Genomic DNA, 18697 nt, shown 5'->3' on the forward strand with positions numbered 1-18697 from the left:
CGCGCGAGGGCGCGGCGTGCCCGCGCATGGGCACCAGGATGCTCGCGGGCAGGCAGGAAGGTGCTCGCGCGCGACCATAAAACGCTCGCGGCCGGGCAAAAGACGCTCGCGCGCGGGCGCCGGACGGCTCGACGGAGGGCGCCGGAAGCTCGCGCAACGGCGCCGCAGCCCGCTGCCAGGCCCGGGCGGCCGTCCATCACGCGCCGGGGCGTTGAATAGAGAGATGGCCAGTTCGCTACCGACGTCGGACGGGCACGGTCGCTCCGGGCCGGCGCCCGTGCGCGTCCTGGAAGGTGTATCGATTCCCCCGGCCCCCTCGAAGGCGGGCGAGATCGACGCGCTGGTCCTGCGCATGGCCGAAACGGTGTTCGGATGCCGCGATGCGCGCCTGGTATGGGTGTCCGGGCTGGACCGGCGCGGGCGGCTGCGGCGGCACCAGTGGCCGACCACGCCGCTGTCGCAGGAAGAAGCCACGCTGATCGAAGCGGCGCTGGCGCACCGGGGCTGCGTCGCGGGCGAGGCGCGCGGCGGATGGCTGCGGATCGCCCACGCGCTGGGCTATGCCGAAGCCGTCTTCCTTGCGCAATGGCCGGAGGCATGCGCGCAGCCCGGACGCGTGCCGGCGGGGCTGACCGACTTCCTCGCCCTGCTGGCCTCGCGCATGCGCGTCGAGATCGAACTCGCCGCCGCGCGCAACGCCACCGGGCGCATGGAGAAGGCCGCGCAACTGCAGAACGCGCTGTATTCGATCGCCGACCTCGCCAGCAGCGGGCTGGACATGGTGGAAATGTTGCGCCGGACCCACGCGGTGGTCGCCAGGCTGATGTACGCGGAGAACTTCTTCATCGCGCTGTACCACCCCGAACACGACACGGTGCGCTTCGTGTACTTCGCCGACGAGAAGGATCGCGATGCCGAAGAGGTCGGCGAGGAGATACCGGCCGCCAGGATGGAGAACAGCCTGACCATGGCCGTGATCCGCAACGGGTCGCCGGCGATGGGAGCCTCGGAGCAATTGCGCGAACAGTTCGGCATCGCGCCCTCGTACGAATTCGGTCCCGACAGCGCCGACTGGCTCGGCGTGCCGATGGTCGCCGATGGCGTGGTGCGCGGCGCCGTGGTGGTGCAGAGCTACGACGTCGCCACGCGCTACACCGAGGAAGATCGCGCCCTGCTGGGTTTCGTCGCGCAGCACATCCTGACCGCACTGCAGCGCAAGCAGGCCCAGGAAGACCTCGAGCGGCACGTCGAGGAGCGCACGCGCGCGCTGACCACGGAAGTGATCGAGCGGCAGCGCGGCGAAAAGCTGCAGGCCGCCCTCTACAGCATCGCCGATCTCGCCAGCGGCGAACTCGACATGACCGAGATGCTTCGCCGCATCCACGAAATCGTCGCGGAGCTGATGTACGCGCGCAACCTGATCATCGCGCTGCACAACCCGGAACGCGAAACGCTCCGCTTCATCTACCACGCCGACGAAAAGGACCCGGGCCTCGTCGATCCGGAAATCGAGGTCCCCGAAGCGGCGATGCGCGACACCATCACCTTGGGCGTGATCCGCAGCGGCCGCGTGGTAATGGGCCGCCCGGCGAAGGTCGCCGTGCAGCTGGGCATTCCCGAAGGAGTGTTCGTCGGCGCCGTCTCCGAGGACGTGCTCGGCGTCCCGATGGTGTCCGAGGGCATCGTGCGCGGCGCGGTGCTCGTCCAGAGTTACGACGCGTCCGAGCGCTATGCCGAGGAAGACCGCGTCCTGCTGGCCTACGTGGCGCAGCACATCCTTACCGCGCTCGATCGCAAGCAGGCCCAGGCCGAACTGGAACACCGCGTGGCGGACCGCACGCGCAAGCTCGCCCTGGTCGTGGGCGAACTGCGCGAACAGATCGGCGAGCGCGAACGCGTCGAACGGCAGCTGATGCATGAAACCATGCACGACTCGCTCACCGGCCTGCCAAACCGCAGCTTCCTTTACGACGCGCTGGAACGGGCATTGGCGCGGATGTCCCGCGACCCGGAGCACCGCTTCGCCGTGCTGTTCCTGGACCTCGACCGTTTCAAGGTGGTCAACGACAGCGTCGGCCACCTCGCGGGCGACGAGATGCTGAAGGAAGCGGGCGCGCGGCTCGCATCCTGCGTGCGTCCATTCGACGTGGTGGCGCGATTGGGCGGCGACGAATTCGCGGTGGTACTGGAGGACGTCAACCTGCCGGAGGAAGCCTGCCACGTGGCGCAGCGCGCGATCGCATCCCTGAGCCAGCCAATGCACATCGGCGGCAAGGAGCTGTTCACGTCGGTAAGCATCGGCATCGCGCTGGGCCACTCGCGCTACCAGCGCGCGGAAGAGCTCCTGCGGGATGCGGATGTCGCGATGTACCGCGCCAAGGCGCACGGACGCCAGCGCTTCGAGATCTTCGACGAGCGCCTCCACCAGGAAGCATTGCAGTTGCTGGAACTGGAGAGCGACCTGCGCCACGCCATCCAGCGCTCCGAGTTCGAGCCGCATTTCCAGCCGATCGTGCGCCTGGATGACCGGCAGGTGGTGGGCTACGAAGCCCTGCTGCGTTGGCGTCATCCGCGACGTGGCCTGCTGCTGCCGGGAACCTTCCTGGGCGTGGCGGAGGAGACCGGCAGCGTCGAGCAGATCGACTGGCAGATGTTCGAGAAGACCTGCAGTGCGATCGACGTGCTCGGCGAAGACAGTGCCTACATCACCCTCAATGTGTCGCCGCGCCACTTTCGCTCACCGCTGCTGGCCGGGCAGATGCTGCAACTGCTGGACGCGCACCACCTGCCGCACGACCGCGTGCGCCTGGAGGTCACCGAGGGCGCGCTGCTCGACAACCCGGAGCAGGTGCGCGCCACACTGGAAGCCCTGCGCGACGCCGGCGTCCTCGCCGCGCTGGACGACTTCGGCACCGGTTATTCGTCGCTGAGCTACCTGCACCGGTTCCCGTTGCATTCGCTCAAGATCGACCGCTCGTTCGTGAGCGCGCTGCAGACCGGCGAGCGCGGCGGCAGCGCGGCCGTGGTGCGCGCGGTGCTGGCGATGGCGCGCACGCTGGGCATGGACGTGATCGCCGAGGGCATCGAGACCGACGAGCAGCGCGACTGCCTGCTGGAGATCGGCTGCGAGCTGGGGCAGGGTTTCCTGTTCTCGCGCGCGCGACCGGCGGCGGAGTGGGCGATGCGGGGGCATTGAGGTGCGCAGGACCCGCGGGCAATACGAAACTGCCTTGGTGCGCGCTGATGCGGTCCTTCGATTTCAGCTAGGGACGAACGGGAGCCGCCGCTGTTTCCGGGTCTTTTTGCAGCCACTGACGCGGCGGAACAGAACCCGTTCGTGTTGAGCCAGCGAAGCGCAGCTTCGCGGAGTCGAAACACGACGTCAGCGCCGCACCAGCCGGTAGACCACCGTGTCGAGCGCGGTAACGCCTTCGGCAGCGAAAGAGGGCTGCTGCTCGATGATGTCGCGGCGCTCCAGCACTTCGACGTGCCAGTGTTCGTCGAACAGTTCGCGGACTTCCGCTTCGGTCACGGAAAACGGCGGGCCCTGTTTCTCGCGTTGCGGGTATTCGAGCGTGATCAGCAGGCCGCGGCAGCCTTGCGGCAATAGCGGATAGATCTCCTGCGCATAACGGCGGCGAAGCTCGGGTGGCAGCGCAATCAGCGCGGCGCGGTCGAATACGACGCTGCAATCGGCCAGCGCTTCCGCATCGAGCGCGAACGCGTCGCCGCGGATGATCTCCACGCCGCCGGCGACGTAATGCGTGCCGTAGCGGGACTCGCTCACTTCCGGCAGGAGGCCGTGCTCTTCGATGAACTGGTCGACGGCGAGTTGCGATAGTTCCACCGCCAGCACGCGATAGCCCTGCGACGCGAACCAGGCGATGTCGAGCGACTTGCCGGCCAGCGGGACGAACACCTTCGCACCCACCGGCATGCCGAGCGCTGGCCAGTGCTTGAGCAGCAGCGGCGTCGGCTTGTCCTGGTGGAAGCCGATCTGGTTGTCTTGCCAGCGCTGGAGCCAGAAATCCGGGTGCATGTGCTTCTTGCCTAGGCTCCCGGCCATTCGTCGAGGGCGAGAGGAGATGGGGAGTGCTTTTTTTGCTCGTCATTCCCGCGGAAGCGGGAATCCAGTGACTCTGCTTTTTGCGGTAATCGTTACGAGCAAAGTCACTGGATTCCTGCTTCCGCAGGAATGACGGTAGCTTCATCGAACCTGTTACTCGACCGACAGCCCTTCCACCTTCTGCCATCCACGCGGCAACAACCCGCCGCGCGTCGCACGCGCACCGACGTATTCCTCGAGGTCCTTGAACGACAGTGACATCGTCCGCGAACCCGACTTCACCACCAGCGTGCCGCCCTGCGGCACGACGGCGACGGCGACGACGCGTTCGGTGCCGAGCTTCGCCTTGGGGATGTCGATGATCTTGTTGCCCTTGCCCTTGTCGAGTTCCGGCAGCTCCGACACCGGGAAGGCGAGCAGGTGGCCGACGTTGGTGACGGCGACGACGCGATCCTTCTCGCCGGTCGCGACCTGCGCAGGTTGCAACACCTTTGCATTCGGCGTCAGCGAAAGCATCGCCTTGCCCGCCTTGTTGCGGCCGGTGAGGTTTTCGAAACGGGTGACGAAGCCGTAACCATGGCTCGTGGCGAGCACGAAGCGCGCGTCGTTGTCGCCGGAGGCGAGCGCCTGGAAGGATGCACCCGACACCGGCGAGAAGCGGCCCGTCAGCGGTTCGCCATTGCCGCGCGCCGAGGGCAGCGTGTGCGCGAGTGTCGAATACGACCGGCCGGTGGAGTCGAGGAACGCGACTTGCTGTGTGCTGCGTCCCTTCACCGCACCGAGCAGGCCGTCGCCTTCGCGATAGCTCAGTGCGGCAGCATCGACGTCGTGGCCCTTCGCGGCGCGCACCCATCCCTTTTCGCTGAGGACAATCGTCATCGGTTCGCTGGCGACCAGTTCGGTTTCCGACAGTGCCTGCGCGGCTTCACGCGCGACCAGCGGCGAACGGCGCGCGTCGCCGAATTTCTTCGCGTCGGCGATGAGTTCGTCCTTCACCAGCTTCTTCAGCTTGGCCTTGCTGTCGAGCGTGGCCATGATGCGGTCGCGTTCGGCATCGAGTTCGGCTTCCTCGCCGCGGATCTTCATTTCCTCGAGGCGCGCGAGCTGGCGCAGCTTGGTTTCGAGGATGTAGTCGGCCTGGTCGTCGCTGAGCTTGAAGCGCTGGATCAGGACGGGCTTGGGCTCGTCCTCGCTGCGGATGATGCGGATGACTTCATCGAGATTGAGGAAGGCGATCAGCAAGCCTTCCAACAGGTGCAGGCGGCGCTCGACCTTGTCGAGGCGATGCTTGAGGCGGCGCGTCACCGTGTCGGTGCGAAAGCGCAGCCACTCGCCGAGGAATGCCTTCAGCCCCTTCACCTGCGGGCGGCCTTCGAGGCTGATCACGTTGAAGTTGACGCGGAAGCTCTTCTCGAGGTCCGTGGTCGCGAACAGGTGTCCCATCAGCTGTTCGGCGTCGATCCGGTTCGAGCGCGGGATCAGCACGATGCGGGTGGGATTGGCGTGGTCGGACTCGTCGCGGATGTCTTCCAGCCACGGCAGCTTCTTTGCGCGCATCTGCGTGGCGATCTGCTCGATCACCTTGCTCGGCGACGCCTGGTAGGGCAGCGCGGTGATCACGATGTTGGCGCCGTCCTTCTGGAACACAGCGCGCGCACGCACGCTGCCCAGGCCGGTTTCGTACATCGCGATGAGGTCGCTGCGCGGCGTGATGATCTCGGCGGGCGTCGGATAGTCCGGGCCGAGGATGTGCTCGCACAGGTCGCGCGTGGTCGCGTCGGGATCATCGAGCAGGCGGATGCAGGCGCTGACGACTTCATTGAGGTTGTGCGGCGGCACGTCGGTCGCCATGCCGACGGCGATGCCAGTGGTTCCATTGAGCAGCAGGTGCGGCAGGCGCGCCGGCATCCACGTCGGCTCTTCGAGCGTGCCGTCGAAGTTGGGATCCCAATCGACCGTGCCCTGGCCGAGTTCGCCCAGCAGCACCTCGGCGATCGGCGTGAGCTTCGATTCGGTGTAGCGCATCGCCGCGAACGACTTGGGATCGTCGCTGGAACCGAAGTTGCCCTGGCCCTCGATCAGCGGATAGCGATACGAGAACGGCTGTGCCATCAGCACCATCGCTTCGTAGCACGCGCTGTCGCCGTGCGGATGGTATTTACCGATCACGTCGCCGACGGTGCGCGCCGACTTCTTCGGCTTCGCGCCGGCGTTGAGCCCGAGCTCGCTCATCGCGTAGATGATGCGGCGCTGCACCGGCTTCAGGCCGTCGCCGAGGAAGGGCAGGGCGCGGTCGAGCACGACGTACATCGAGTAATCGAGGTAGGCGCGCTCGGCGTATTCGCGAAGGGGGATCTGTTCGAAGCCGTGGAAAACCGGACGGACGGTATCGCTCATGGAGTGGTGCGAGGCCTGGAATGAAATCTGGGAGGGATTCTACCGGCGGGGCGATCCGCGCCCCGCGCGCGAGTGGATTACCGGTGAAGTTCGCCCGCGGCTTCGGGCTGGTAGCGGATCGAAAGCACGCGCAGGCCGACGTCGCCGCCCGGCGCGGGCCAGCGGATCGAATCGCCGACGCGCAGGCCGAGCAGCGCGCTGCCGACGGGCGCGAGGATGGACACGTTGTCGGCACTGCCATCGGCATCGCGCGGATAGACGAGGGTGATTTCGCGCTCGCTGCCGTCGTTGAGGACGAAGCGCGCGGTGGAATTCATGGTGATGACGTCGGGCGGCATCTGCGCCGGTTCAACGATGTCGGCGCGCTCCAGTTCGGCACGCAGGGCGGCGACGTCATGGTGTTCCGCGGCCGGGGATTCGAGCAGCACTTCGATGCGCTCGCAGTCGAGTCGGGACACGAGGATGGCGGGGGTGATGGGTTCGTTCAGGCGTTCTGCGTGCATGGCGGCTCCAGGAGAAACGGTCCAAAAGAGAACGGGCGGCGCACCGGGTGCGTCGCCCGTAGTCGGGATGTGGATCGACCATAGCCCCGAAGCGGAGCACCTTCAACATGCCCGCGACGAAGCGGCAAGACAGGCAACGGGATGAGTTGCGACAAAAGAAAAAGCCCCGCATTTCTGCGGGGCTTCATCTCGAACTCGTTGGTGCCCAGGAGAGGACTCGAACCTCCACGGTTTTACCCGCTAGTACCTGAAACTAGTGCGTCTACCAATTCCGCCACCTGGGCATTCGCGTCGGCTGGCGCCGTGCGAGGCCGCGTATGTTGCGGTGCAAGGGCGCGCTTGTCAACGATGCGTTAGGTGGCCTTTCATCGGGCGTTACCGGCGACATTCCTCATAGCGGCTTCGCGGGCGCTCCGACCTCGCCTTCATGGCGATATGCGACCATGCCGCGATGAAAAAGAAGACCACGGGTGGCCGCAGTTCCTCCAGTCAGGGCCGGAAATCCGGGCCTGGCTCTTCCAGCGGCCCGGCCAGGGGAGCACCGAAAAAGAGCGGCTCACGACCCAAGAGCACGGCAGCCCGGCCCGCATGGATGCCCGAACCGCCACCGCGCGGATTCGTGCCGAAGAAGACGTCCCGGTCGGCCTCGCGTGGTCCGGCTTCCACAGGTTCCATTTCGCCGGGAAGTATTCCGCCCGGTGGGGTGCGTCCCGATCCCTTCAGCGACCCGCACGCCGAGCGCGAGGCCAACCGTTACGAGCAGCCCATCGCCAGCCGGGAAATGATCCTGCGCGTGCTGGCCGAAGGGCCGATGTCCGCCGATGCGCTGGCCGAACGGCTCGATCTCGCCGCGCCCGACCGATTCGATGCATTGGGCAAACGCCTTGCGGCGATGATCCGCGACGGCCAGTTGCTGCGGAACCGGCGTGGCGATTTCGCCCCGGCCGCGCGGCTCGACCTCGTCCCCGGCACCGTCATTGCGAACCCGGAAGGTTTCGGTTTCCTGCGCACCGAGACCGGTGGCGATGACCTGTTCCTGCCGCCGTTCGAGATGCGCAAGGTCATGCACGGCGACCGTGTGCTCGCGAGCGTCACCGGCGTGGATCGCCGCGGACGCCGCGAAGGGGCGATCGTCGAAGTGCTGGAGCGCCGCCTCACGCGCCTGATCGGCCGCTTCGAAATCGAATCGGGCATCAGCTACGTCGTGCCCGACGACCGCCGCATCCAGCGCAACGTGCAGATTCCGCCCGACCAGCGGGCCGAGGCGAAGCACGGCCAGCTTGTTGTTGCCGAAATCACCCAGGCGCCGGATTCGCGACGCCCTCCGATCGGCCGCGTGCTCACGGTGCTCGGCGAACGGCTCACCGCTTCGCTGGCAGTGCAGGCCGCGATCCACGGCCACGACCTGCCGCACGAGTTTCCGCAGGAAGTATTGAACGAAGCCGCCGCGGTGCAGCTCAGCGTCGATCCCGCGACCGCGGCGCAGCGCGTCGACCTGCGCGCGATGCCGCTGGTCACCATCGACGGCGAGGACGCGAAGGACTTCGACGACGCGGTTTATTGCGAACCCAACCGCGATGGTTTCCGGCTCGTGGTCGCGATTGCCGACGTCTCGAACTACGTGCGTCCCGGCGCGCCGCTCGACGATGAAGCGCAGAAGCGCGCGACCTCGGTGTACTTCCCCGGCTTCGTCGTCCCGATGCTGCCCGAGACCCTCTCGAACGGCATCTGTTCGCTGATGCCGAAGGTCGACCGCCTGTGCTTCGTCTGCGACATGCAGGTGGACCGCAATGGCGAAGTCACGAAGTCGAAGTTCTACGAAGCCGTGATGCATTCGCACGCGCGCCTCACCTACACCCTGGTGTGGAATGCGGTCGGCGACGTGCCGGACGAGGTGAAGGCGGATGCCCGCGAGCAGATCGGCGCCACGGTGCTGCCGCATGTGGAGCACCTGCACCAGCTGTTCCGCGTCCTTGCCAAGGCGCGCGCGAATCGTGGCGCGATCGAGTTCGAGTCGTCCGAAGTGCGGTTTGTGCTCGGCGCGCAGGGCGAAGTCCTGCAGGCCGGCATGCTGCAGCGGAACGACGCGCACAAGCTGATCGAGGAATGCATGATCGCGGCGAACGTCGAAGCCGCGAAGTACCTGCTCGCGCACGAAGTGCCCGCGCCGTATCGCATCCACGAGCGTCCGCCGGAAGAGAAGTACGGCGACCTGCTGGAATTCCTCAAGGAATTCGCCCTGCGCATGCCGCCGTGGTCGAAGGTGCACCCGCGCGACTTCACCGCGCTGCTGAAGAAGATCCGCGAGCGGCCCGATGCCGCGCTGCTGGAATCCGTGCTGCTGCGCAGCCAGTCGCTGGCGGTGTATTCGCCCGACAACGTCGGCCACTTCGGCCTCGCGCTCGAGGCATACGCGCACTTCACCTCGCCGATCCGCCGCTATCCCGACCTGCTGGTGCATCGCGCGATCAAGCACGCGTTGCGCCATGGCAAGCCGGCGGAGTTCTATTCGCATCACGACATGGCCGCGCTCGCGCTGCAGTGTTCGGAGCGCGAGCGCCGTGCCGACGAAGCCGAGCGCGAAGTGGACGAGCGTTACCGGGCGGCGTGGATGGAGCAGCATGTCGGAGGGCAGTTCGCGGGCGTGATCAGCGGTGTCACCAGCTTTGGCCTGTTCGTCGAACTCGACGATTCGAAAGTCAACGGCCTGATCCACGTGACCCAGCTGCCAAGCGACTACTACCACTTCGATGCGATCAGGAAGACGCTGTCCGGCGAACGCACGGGGCGCGAGTTCCGCCTCGGCGACCGCGTCGAGATCATCGTGCTCAAGGCCAGCGTCGAGGACCGCAAGATCGATTTCCGCCTCGCCGAAGAGCGGGGCGCGAAGCCCTTGCCGCCGCGCGGGAAGCCGGCGAAGCGCGCCAAGCAGAAGTACTGAACCGAACGCTGCGCGGCACCGGGCAAGTGAACGCTGCGCGCATGGGCCTGCGGAGACGGCACGACGGGATCCGCCGGTGTGCAATCAGGCCAGAGGCGGCGTCCGCGGATGCCCGCCGGTCCTTTGCGCTGCGACGCAGCATGTGGTGTGACGGCGTTCCCGGTTCATCGCGTGTCCGGTGCAGTGGCCCGAAACCCGTAGCTGAACGATTTCGTCGATTTTTCCCGACGAAATCCGCAGAACGCCGATTCCCGGCGGGTGTGTCGCCGGCACAGGGACAAACACTCATTGTTGAAGCGCAAATTTTCCGGTTACGGTTGAAACGCACCGGTGTTCCGCCGGTGCACTCCCCGATCAAGCCTGCTCGGAATGGGCCGCCGGACTGCGCACGGGGAATGGCGCAACGCCATCAAACTTCCAACCTGACAGGGGTACACCTTAGATGTCGAAGTCGAACAAGTTGCACCAGCGCGCGCTGGCCACCGCCATGGCCGTCGCCCTGACCGCTGGTTTCGCCGGTTCCGCTGCCGCCGCCGGTCGCGTGGATACCGCAGGCCTGCATTCCCCGGACCAGACCAGCTTTGACCGCTTCATCGTCAAGTATCGCAACGGCACCAGCGTTACTGCACAACAGGGCAGCCTGACCAAGGCCACCAAGGCCAGTGCCCAGGCCCTCTCGGCCAGCCGCGTGCGTTCGCTCGCCGTCGGTGGCGAAGTCGTCCAGGCCAGCCGCGCGCTGGACCGCGTCGAAGCCGAAGGCTTCATGCGCCAGATCGCTGCCGACCCGAACGTCGAGTACGTCGAGGCGGACCTGATCATGAAGCCCCTGATGACCCCGAACGACCCGCACTACGGCACCTATCTGTGGGGCATGCAGAGCGGCACCCCGGGTATCCGCGCCGACCAGGCCTGGAACACCACTTCCGGCGCCGGCGTGGTCGTGGCCGTGCTCGACACCGGCTACACCGACCACAGCGACCTGGTCGGCAACATCCTGCCGGGTTACGACTTCATCTCGCAGTCGCGCACTGCCGGCGATGGCAACGGCCGGGATTCGGATGCGCACGACAACGGCGACTACTACCGCAACGAAGACTCCAGCTGGCACGGCACCCATACCGCGGGCACCGTCGCCGCCGTCGGCAACAACAACAAGGGCGTGATCGGCGTTGCCTACGGCGCGAAGGTCGTCCCGGTGCGCGTGCTGGGTCGCGGTGGTGGTTACACCTCCGACATCGCCGACGGCATCATCTGGGCTTCGGGCGGCAGCGTCGCCGGTGTTCCGGCCAACGCCAACCCGGCCGAGGTCATCAACATGTCGCTCGGTGGCGCCTCGACCTGCTCGTCGACGTACCAGGCCGCGATCGACGGCGCCGTTTCCCGCGGTACCACCGTCGTGGTGGCCGCCGGCAACAGCAACGCCGACGTCTCGGGCTTCACCCCGGCCAGCTGCAACAACGTGATTGCCGTTGCTGCAACCAACAACAGCGGCACCCGCGCCAGCTATTCCAACTACGGCAGCAAGATCGACGTGGCGGCTCCGGGTGGTGACAGCCCCGACTGCACCACGCTGATCGTGTCGACCGGCAATGACGGCCTCAGCGCTCCGGGCGCCGAAAACTACCTGTGCATGGCGGGCACTTCGATGGCGGCTCCGCACGTAGCCGGTACGGTTGCGCTGATGCAGGCGGCCCGCGGCACCAAGGCACCGCTGACCCCGGCGCAGGTGGAAAGCATCCTGAAGAGCTCGCTGCGCGCCTTCCCGGGCAGCAACGACAAGCCGATCGGCAACGGCATCATCGACGCCAACGCAGCCGTGGCTGCCGCCGCGGCCTTCTGATCCGTTTAAGCAAACCGATGTGCGACAGGGAACCCCGGCTTCGGCCGGGGTTCTTTTTTAGGGCCGTGGAATGCAGCTGTTATGGGGCAATGCGGATGGATCTGCTGGTTTTCCTTTCCCTGGCCCCATCCCGCTTTTAAAGTAACCGCATGAGCACAAAACAATGGATCGCAGGCATCAACGCCGTATCGGCCGCCGTCGAGCACGACGCCGAGAACGTGCGCGAGGTGTTGATCGAAGCCGGCGCCAAGAATCCGCGCCTGACTGAAATCGAAGCGCAGGCGCGCCGCAAGGACATAGACGTGCGCCGTGTCGCCACGCAGGCGCTCGACGGCGTGGTCGGCAACCTGCGGCACCAGGGCGTGGTCGCGCGGTATGCCGCGGCGAAGACCTACAGCGAAAACGACCTGCAGGGCCTGGTCGAAGCGGCCGAAGGCAAGGCCCTCGTACTCGTGCTCGACGGGGTGCAGGATCCGCACAACCTCGGCGCCTGCCTGCGCAGCGCGGCAGCGGCGGGCGTCACTGCGGTGATCTTTCCGAAGGACAAGGCGGTGCAGGTCAACGCGACCGTACGCAAGACGTCGGCGGGCGCGGCCGACAGCATTCCGGTGATTCCCGCGACCAACCTCGCGCGCACGATGCGCGACCTGCAACAGATGGGCGTGTGGATCTACGGCCTTGCGGGCGAAGCGGATATGTCGTTCTGGTCGATCGACCTGCGCGGCAACGTCGCACTGGTGCTCGGTGGAGAATCCGATGGCCTGCGTCGCCTGACCCGCGAGAACTGCGACCAACTGGTGAAGATTCCGATGCCGGGCGGCGGCGATGTCGAAAGCCTCAACGTGTCGGTGGCCACCGGCGTGACGCTGTTCGAAGCGGTGCGGCAACGGAGTGTTGCGGCGAAGTAGGCGAAGCACGAAGCGACGGTTTCGTGCTCCTTTTTGAGCGGTGCGTTGTCCCGATCGTCGTGGAAACGATCGTTCCATAAGCAGCGAAGCGGGACGACCCGCCTCTCCATCATCATCCGGGGACGGCCCCACGTGACTGGAGAACTGCAATGCCCTGGATCCTGCTTGTCCTCGCCGGCCTGCTTGAAGTCGGCTGGGCCATCGGCCTGAAATACACGGAAGGCTTCACGCGCCTGTGGCCATCGGTCGGCACGATCGCCGCGATGGGCATCAGCCTTGTCCTGCTCGGAACAGCAATGAAGTCGTTGCCGGTGGGCACGGCGTATGCGGTGTGGGTCGGTATCGGTGCGGTAGGCACCGTGATCCTCGGCATCGTGTTGTTCGAAGAGCCGCTCAATGCGTTGCGCGTGGGGAGCGTTGCCTTGATCGTTGCGGGGCTGGTTGGGTTGAAGCTGGCGACCCCGTGATTTCCGATCAACGCGATGCTTCCTTCTCCCGCTAGCGGGGAGAAAGCCGAAGCTGCGACAGCCGCTGAGGAACGGGCGGATGAGGGGCGCTTTTGCTGTTGTGTGTGCACGACCCCTCACCCTGCGTTGCTCCGCAACGCGACCCCTCGCTCTGCCCCGGCCCTTGCGCATGGCGCAAGGGCGTTCGTCGGACGTGCGCCAGTGGCGCGCAAGCGCTCGCCTTCACCCCGCAGGCGGGGGGAGGGGTAAGCAGGCTTGCTACGTCAAACGATATGGGTATCGACTTCGTCGGCCGGCGGCAACGGTTGCGCGGATTCCGGCGTCTTCAACATGGGCCATCCATTGACGATCCGGCAGAACAACTGCGCGGTGCGCTCGGTGTCGTAAACCGCCGAGTGCGCGTCCTCGTTGCGCCAGTCCAGTCCGGCGGCGTTGACCGCACGCGAGAGCACCGTCTGCCCATAGGCGACACCCGCAAGCGTCACCGTGTCGAACACGCTGAAAGGATGGAACGGGCTGCGCTTGTGCCCCACGCGCGCAATCGCGGCGTTGAGGAAGTTGAGGTCGAAGTGCGCGTTGTGGCCGACGAGGATCGCGCGCTGGCAATTGTGCTTGCGCATGGCCTCGCGGACAGGGGCGAACACCAGGTCGAGCGCGGCGCGCTCGGGTTTTGCATCGCGGAACGGATGGTCGAGGATGATGCCGGTGATTTCGAGCGACTTCGGGTCGATGTCCAGGCCGCTGGCTGGAACGACATGGGTGCTCGTCACTTCGCTGGCGAACAGCTTGCCGTGCTCGTCGATGTCGATCGGACATACCGCGATTTCCAGCAACGCGTGCCGGTTCCAGTCGAAGCCTCCCGTTTCCACGTCGACGACGACAGGCAGGAAACCGCGGAAGCGCGTCGCGAGCGGGGAGGCGGGTTTCTTTGCTTCTTCTTGCATGCGGGCAGTGTAGCCGGACCGGCTGTCGGGTCGCGTGCTCCATTGCTGCTTTATAGGGCGGAGCAAGCTCCGCTTTACAGGATGGTGCCTGGAATCACGCCGGCGATGCGCATCTGTTCCAGCAGTTGCCGGCCTTGGGTGATGAAGTTTTCATCCGCAGGGCTGCCGGCTTCCCGTGCGAGCGCCTGCAGCTGCTCGCGGCCGCTGAGTCGCGGCTGTTCGGTCAGGCGTGCCAGAAGACGGAACGCCAGCGGGCTCAATTCGGAGAAGCGGACGTTGCCATCGGCTTCGCGGCGCAACAACAACAAGCTGGGAACCGGAGGTGGCGTATCCGGCTGGAAGTGAGGCCCAAGCCGGTGCACCGGCCACTGGTAAGCCAGTGGCCACGCAAGCGGCGACAGCGTCGGTATCCCATCGAGCAGGTCGCCGTCCGGATCGTGCGCGACATCATCGATGCGCGCTTCGGAAATCTGCAACGCCAGCTCGACCCATTCGTAGTGCGCGAGTTCACCGAGGAAGGGTGGATCGAGTTGCGGAAACGATTCGAGATAGCGCAGGAATTCGCGCGCGATCTCCGGAAAAAGCGGCGTCTGGCTGCGATGGTCGCGATAGAAGTCGCGCACCAGCGCGAGCCAGCGTGTTTCGCCCAGCGTCTTGCGGATGACGGGGAAATTGCCGCCAAGCAGGCTGGCGATGTTGTTGAACAGAAGTTCGCGATAGATCGCGAGGCGGCGGTCTTCGATATCCGCAGGTGCATCGACCCTCGGGTCGCGCAGGTGCCGCGTGAGCTCGAGCTGCTGTTCACGCAAACGACTGGATGCTGGCATGGAGCGCGATTCAGGCGCGTGCATGGCGCGTGCTTGCAATGGCGTCGGACGAAGCATGGCGCAGCATCGTTTCGCGGATGGTGTCGAGTTCGCCCACCAGCTCCGCGTAAGGCGGGAAATTGAAATCGCGCTCGAGCAGGGTGGGACGCGCGCCGAAGCGCGCGTATGCAGCGCCCAGCAGATCCCACACCGCATCCTTCACCGGTGCGCCGTGCGTGTCGACCTTGAGGTCCTCGGCTTCGTCGTAATGCCCGGCGACATGGATGTAGGCGATGCGATCCCCGGGCAGCTGCGACAGGAATTCATGCGCGTCGTAGCGATGATTGATCGCGTTGACATAGATGTTGTTGACGTCCAGCAGCAGGTCGCAGTCGGCTTCGGACAGCACCGCGTTGACGAAGTCGATCTCGCGCATCGCCTGGTGCGGCGCCGCGTAGTAGGAAACGTTCTCCACCGCGATGCGCCGGCCGACGATGTCCTGCGCCTGGCGGATGCGTGAAGCAACGTGATGCACGGCTTCTTCGGTGAACGGAATGGGCAGCAGGTCGTAGAGCTGCCCGTCGTCAGCGCAATAGCTCAGGTGTTCGCTATAGAGCGCGACATGGTGGCGATCAAGGAAGCGGCGCACCCGACCGAGGAATGTTTCATCGAGTGGCGCGAAGCCGCCCAGCGACAGCGACAATCCATGGCATACGAGCGGATGCCTGGCGCTCAGCGCCTGCAAGGCGTCGCCGAAGCGGCCGCCAACGCCGATCCAGTTCTCCGGCGCGCATTCGAGGAAGTCGAAGTCGCCCACGGGGGCGGCCTGCAACGCGTCCAGAAGGGAGCGCCGCAGGCCGAGGCCGACGCTTCGTGAAGCCAGGGAATTCATTGCCACGGGTTCATTGCACGAATTCATTGCACGAATGGATGGGAACCAACGCTCCCATCCATTCGTACCGTCAGCTCAGGCCATGCCGCCGCACTTGCCTTCACCGCACTTGCCTTCCATGTCGGCCTTCTTGTCTTCCTTCTTGTCGGCGGCCTTTTCGCCACCGCACTTGCCTTCAGCGCCGGCCTTCTTGTCGCCGCCGCAGCTGCCTTCCTTGTGCGCCTTGACTTCATCGGCGGTGACGAAGCCGTCCTTGTTGGCGTCATGCGCCGCGAACATTGTGGTGTCGCCGTCGTGCTTGGCGGCGAATTCGGCCGACGAGACCTTGCCGTCCTTGTCAGTGTCCATCACTTCGATGCCGCACTTGCCTTCGCCGCACTTGCCCTCGGCGTCCTTCTTGCCGGCTTCGCCCGGTGCCTGGCTGGCGGCGACCATGTAGCCGCTGGACAGGTCGGTCATGGCGAATGCGGAAGCGGACAGTGCGATGCCACCGACGAGGGCGGCGCCGACGGCGAGGGCGAGGGGCTTGTTGATCTGCTTGGACATGGGGAACTCCTGGTTGTGGACAGCGGAGGTGCGGGACGTGCCGGTTACAGAACGTGCCATTACGGGAATCCGAGTATGTCGGATTCGGTGAAAGGATTTCTTCAGGAAGACAGGTACTCGCGGGCCATTACCCGTGCGCGATGCAGCCGCGACTTGACCGCTTCGCGAGACAGGCCCAGTTGCGTGGACATCTCCTCGACCGTCAGGCCCTCAAGGTCGCGCAGCAGGATGATTTCGCGATAGTGCGCCGGCAGGGATTCAAGCGCCGCGGCCACGTCCTGCCGGTACTCGTTCGATTCCGGATACACGATCGGCAGGATGCATTCGGGTATCTCCTGTCCGGTCAGCAACTTGCGCCCTCGCTTGAGGCGGTTGCATTCGCGCTTGACGATGCGGAACAGCCACGAGGTGAAGCATTCCAGTTCGCGCAGGTCGCGGAGCTTGCGCGAGACGAGCAGCAGGCTTTCCTGCACGGCGTCTTCGACGTCGTTGACGATGCAATGGAACTCGGCGTAACGGCGCAGGTTCTGGCGCGACTGCCCCAGCACGCGCTCGAGCGCGAAGCGGTCGCCCGTGCGGGCGGCTTCGAGATCGCCGGTGACTAGTAGCAGTTCCATTTCGTGGTGGGTCCTCGCGGATCGGGAGAATGCGCGCAGCAGGGGGTGCGTGCATATCCCAAGAGTGGGGGACCACCGGAAAAGATGCGGGCGTGAAGGCAACCTTCACGCCCGTATTCAGGAAGCATTTAGTCCTGGGCGCCGATTCGTGGTTTCACGCCAAGAATGCCCAGGCAGCGGCGAAGGCTCAGCCGCGCGGGATGGTGGACTCGTCGCGCTTCTCGCGGGGCGGCAACGGCTCTTCGCCACGGACCAGGAACCACACGTTCTCGGCGATGTTGGTGGCGTGGTCGCCAACGCGTTCCATGTTCTTGGCCATGAACAGCAGATGCGTGCAGCCGGTGATGCTGCGGGCATCTTCCATCATGTAGGTGAGCAGTTCCCGGAACAGGCCGGTATAGGCGACATCGATTTCCGCATCGCGCGCGCGTACGCGCTGTGCGAGTTCGATGTCGCTGTCCTTGTAGGCGGCGAGCGAGTCGCGCACCTGCTGCACTGCGAGGATACCCAGCGCATGCAGTCCGGCGATGTGCGGCAGCGGCGGGGCGAGGTTGAGCGCGCGCGATCGTTTGGCGACATTGGCGGCGAGGTCGCCGATGCGCTCGATGTCGGCCGCTATCCGGATCGCGGCGAGGATTTCGCGCAGGTCGCGCGCCATCGGCCCGCGCAACGCGAGCTTCATTACGTCGTGGCTGATCTCATGCTCGAGCACATCGATCGCCTCGTCGTTTCCGATGATGCGTTCGGCGGCCTTGTCGTCGCGGCGCTGGACCACGTCGAGCGCGGCGTCGAGCTGCGCGGCGGCCATTTCGCCCATGCGCAGGGTTTCGTTGAGCAAGCGCTTCTGCTCTTCGTCGTAGCTCTTCACGATGTGGTCGTGCATGTTGGTGCCCATGATGTTGTCTCCTCCGAGGTCAGCCGAAGCGACCCGTGATGTAGTCTTCGGTCTGCTGCCTGGATGGATTGGAGAAGATCGTTTCGGTGGGAGCGTGTTCGATCAGATCGCCCAGGTACATGAAGGCGGTGAAGTCCGACACGCGTGCCGCCTGCTGCATGTTGTGGGTCACGATCGCGATCGTGTAGTTCTTCTTCAGTTCCTCGACCAGTTGCTCGATGCGGCTGGTCGAGATCGGATCCAGCGCCGAAGTCGGCTCGTCGAGCAGCAGCACGTCCGGCTTCAGCGCGACGGCGCGGGCGATGCAGAGGCGTTGCTGCTGGCCACCGGACAGGCCCAGCGCGCTCTGTCCCAGTTTGTCCTTCACCTCGTCCCACAGTGCGCCCTGGCGCAGCGCGCTCTCGACGCGGTCGTTCATCTCCGACTTCGACAGCTTCTCGTGGTGGCGGATGCCGTAGGCGACGTTCTCGAAGATCGTCATCGGGAAGGGCACCGGCTTCTGGAACACCATGCCAACCTTGCTGCGCAGGCGGTTCATCGGGTATTTCGGGTCAAGGATGTTTTCGCCATCGAGCAGCACATCGCCCTTGGCTTCCATCTTCGGATATAGCGCATAGATGCGGTTGAAGATGCGCAGCAGCGTTGATTTGCCGCAGCCGGACGGACCGATCAGCGCGGTGACGCGCTTTTCGGGAATCTCCAGGTTGATGCCCTTCAGTGCGTGGAACTTGTCGTAGTAGAAGTCGACGTTGCGTGCGGCGAGCTTCACGGACCGGCCGGAAGCTGGCGCCGCCTCGGCGCGGCTGCGCTCGGGCGTGGACACGTTGAGGCGGACGTCATTCATGGCGGCGTTTCGCGAAGAGGAAGGGGGAAGC

15 protein-coding genes and 1 tRNA gene are annotated in these 18697 nt (G+C 65.6%); 5 read left to right on the forward strand and 11 right to left on the reverse strand.

Annotated features, from left to right (window positions below):
- The first annotated feature begins 223 nt into the window (after nucleotides 1-223).
- Nucleotides 224-3196 carry a GGDEF domain-containing protein gene (locus ASD14_RS04890; RefSeq protein WP_056129866.1) on the forward strand — a complete coding sequence of 991 codons (2973 nt, stop codon included), beginning with the start codon at nucleotides 224-226 and terminating at the stop codon, nucleotides 3194-3196.
- Nucleotides 3197-3382: 186 nt separating this feature from the next.
- Here the strand turns inward: ASD14_RS04890 and ASD14_RS04895 are convergent, their stop codons facing one another.
- From ASD14_RS04895 to ASD14_RS04910, 4 genes are all read right to left on the reverse strand, one after another.
- A complete protein-coding gene (locus tag ASD14_RS04895) occupies nucleotides 3383-4039 on the reverse strand; it encodes a thiopurine S-methyltransferase (RefSeq protein WP_056129869.1) in 657 nt (218 codons plus the stop codon).
- Nucleotides 4040-4219: 180 nt separating this feature from the next.
- Nucleotides 4220-6463: a DNA topoisomerase IV subunit A gene (parC, locus tag ASD14_RS04900; RefSeq protein WP_056129871.1), complete on the reverse strand. Its 2244-nt coding sequence runs from the start codon at nucleotides 6461-6463 to the stop codon at nucleotides 4220-4222.
- A 77-nt stretch (nucleotides 6464-6540) separates the two neighbouring features.
- Nucleotides 6541-6966 (reverse strand): nucleoside diphosphate kinase regulator, encoded by a 426-nt coding sequence (gene rnk, locus ASD14_RS04905; RefSeq protein WP_056129875.1) that lies wholly within the window; start codon nucleotides 6964-6966, stop codon nucleotides 6541-6543.
- A gap of 199 nt (nucleotides 6967-7165) precedes the next feature.
- Nucleotides 7166-7250: transfer RNA gene (locus ASD14_RS04910), tRNA-Leu, on the reverse strand.
- Between the two features lie 143 nt (nucleotides 7251-7393).
- Between ASD14_RS04910 and rnr the strand changes: the two genes are divergently transcribed.
- From rnr to sugE, 4 genes are all read left to right on the forward strand, one after another.
- Entirely contained in the window at nucleotides 7394-9907 is a 2514-nt protein-coding gene (gene rnr / locus ASD14_RS04915; protein WP_082538748.1) for a ribonuclease R, read from the forward strand.
- Nucleotides 9908-10349: 442 nt separating this feature from the next.
- A complete protein-coding gene (locus ASD14_RS04920; protein WP_056129878.1) occupies nucleotides 10350-11747 on the forward strand; it encodes a S8 family peptidase in 1398 nt (465 codons plus the stop codon).
- A 149-nt stretch (nucleotides 11748-11896) separates the two neighbouring features.
- A complete protein-coding gene (rlmB, locus tag ASD14_RS04925; RefSeq protein ID WP_056129881.1) occupies nucleotides 11897-12655 on the forward strand; it encodes a 23S rRNA (guanosine(2251)-2'-O)-methyltransferase RlmB in 759 nt (252 codons plus the stop codon).
- Between the two features lie 149 nt (nucleotides 12656-12804).
- Entirely contained in the window at nucleotides 12805-13122 is a 318-nt protein-coding gene (sugE, locus tag ASD14_RS04930) for a quaternary ammonium compound efflux SMR transporter SugE (protein WP_056129884.1), read from the forward strand.
- A gap of 263 nt (nucleotides 13123-13385) precedes the next feature.
- Here the strand turns inward: sugE and rnt are convergent, their stop codons facing one another.
- The 7 genes from rnt to pstB form a co-directional block, all read right to left on the reverse strand.
- Complete coding sequence (rnt, locus tag ASD14_RS04935; protein WP_056129888.1) at nucleotides 13386-14066, reverse strand: ribonuclease T; 681 nt, start codon at nucleotides 14064-14066, stop codon at nucleotides 13386-13388.
- Between the two features lie 74 nt (nucleotides 14067-14140).
- Entirely contained in the window at nucleotides 14141-14893 is a 753-nt protein-coding gene (locus tag ASD14_RS04940; RefSeq protein WP_056132110.1) for a putative DNA-binding domain-containing protein, read from the reverse strand.
- Between the two features lie 10 nt (nucleotides 14894-14903).
- On the reverse strand, nucleotides 14904-15764 hold the full coding sequence (locus tag ASD14_RS04945) for a DUF692 domain-containing protein (protein WP_056132112.1): 861 nt from the start codon (nucleotides 15762-15764) through the stop codon (nucleotides 14904-14906).
- 75 nt (nucleotides 15765-15839) lie between these two features.
- Nucleotides 15840-16310, reverse strand: coding sequence for a hypothetical protein (locus tag ASD14_RS04950; protein ID WP_056129890.1), 471 nt, complete (start codon nucleotides 16308-16310; stop codon nucleotides 15840-15842).
- Between the two features lie 101 nt (nucleotides 16311-16411).
- Nucleotides 16412-16927 (reverse strand): RNA polymerase sigma factor, encoded by a 516-nt coding sequence (locus ASD14_RS04955; protein ID WP_056129893.1) that lies wholly within the window; start codon nucleotides 16925-16927, stop codon nucleotides 16412-16414.
- 187 nt (nucleotides 16928-17114) lie between these two features.
- Nucleotides 17115-17822 (reverse strand): phosphate signaling complex protein PhoU, encoded by a 708-nt coding sequence (phoU, locus tag ASD14_RS04960; RefSeq protein WP_056129896.1) that lies wholly within the window; start codon nucleotides 17820-17822, stop codon nucleotides 17115-17117.
- Nucleotides 17823-17841: 19 nt separating this feature from the next.
- Nucleotides 17842-18666, reverse strand: coding sequence for a phosphate ABC transporter ATP-binding protein PstB (gene pstB, locus ASD14_RS04965; RefSeq protein ID WP_056129898.1), 825 nt, complete (start codon nucleotides 18664-18666; stop codon nucleotides 17842-17844).
- Nucleotides 18667-18697 lie beyond the last annotated feature (31 nt).

The sequence above is a fragment of the Lysobacter sp. Root494 genome, assembly GCF_001427225.1.
Taxonomy (GTDB): Bacteria; Pseudomonadota; Gammaproteobacteria; order Xanthomonadales; family Xanthomonadaceae; genus Agrilutibacter.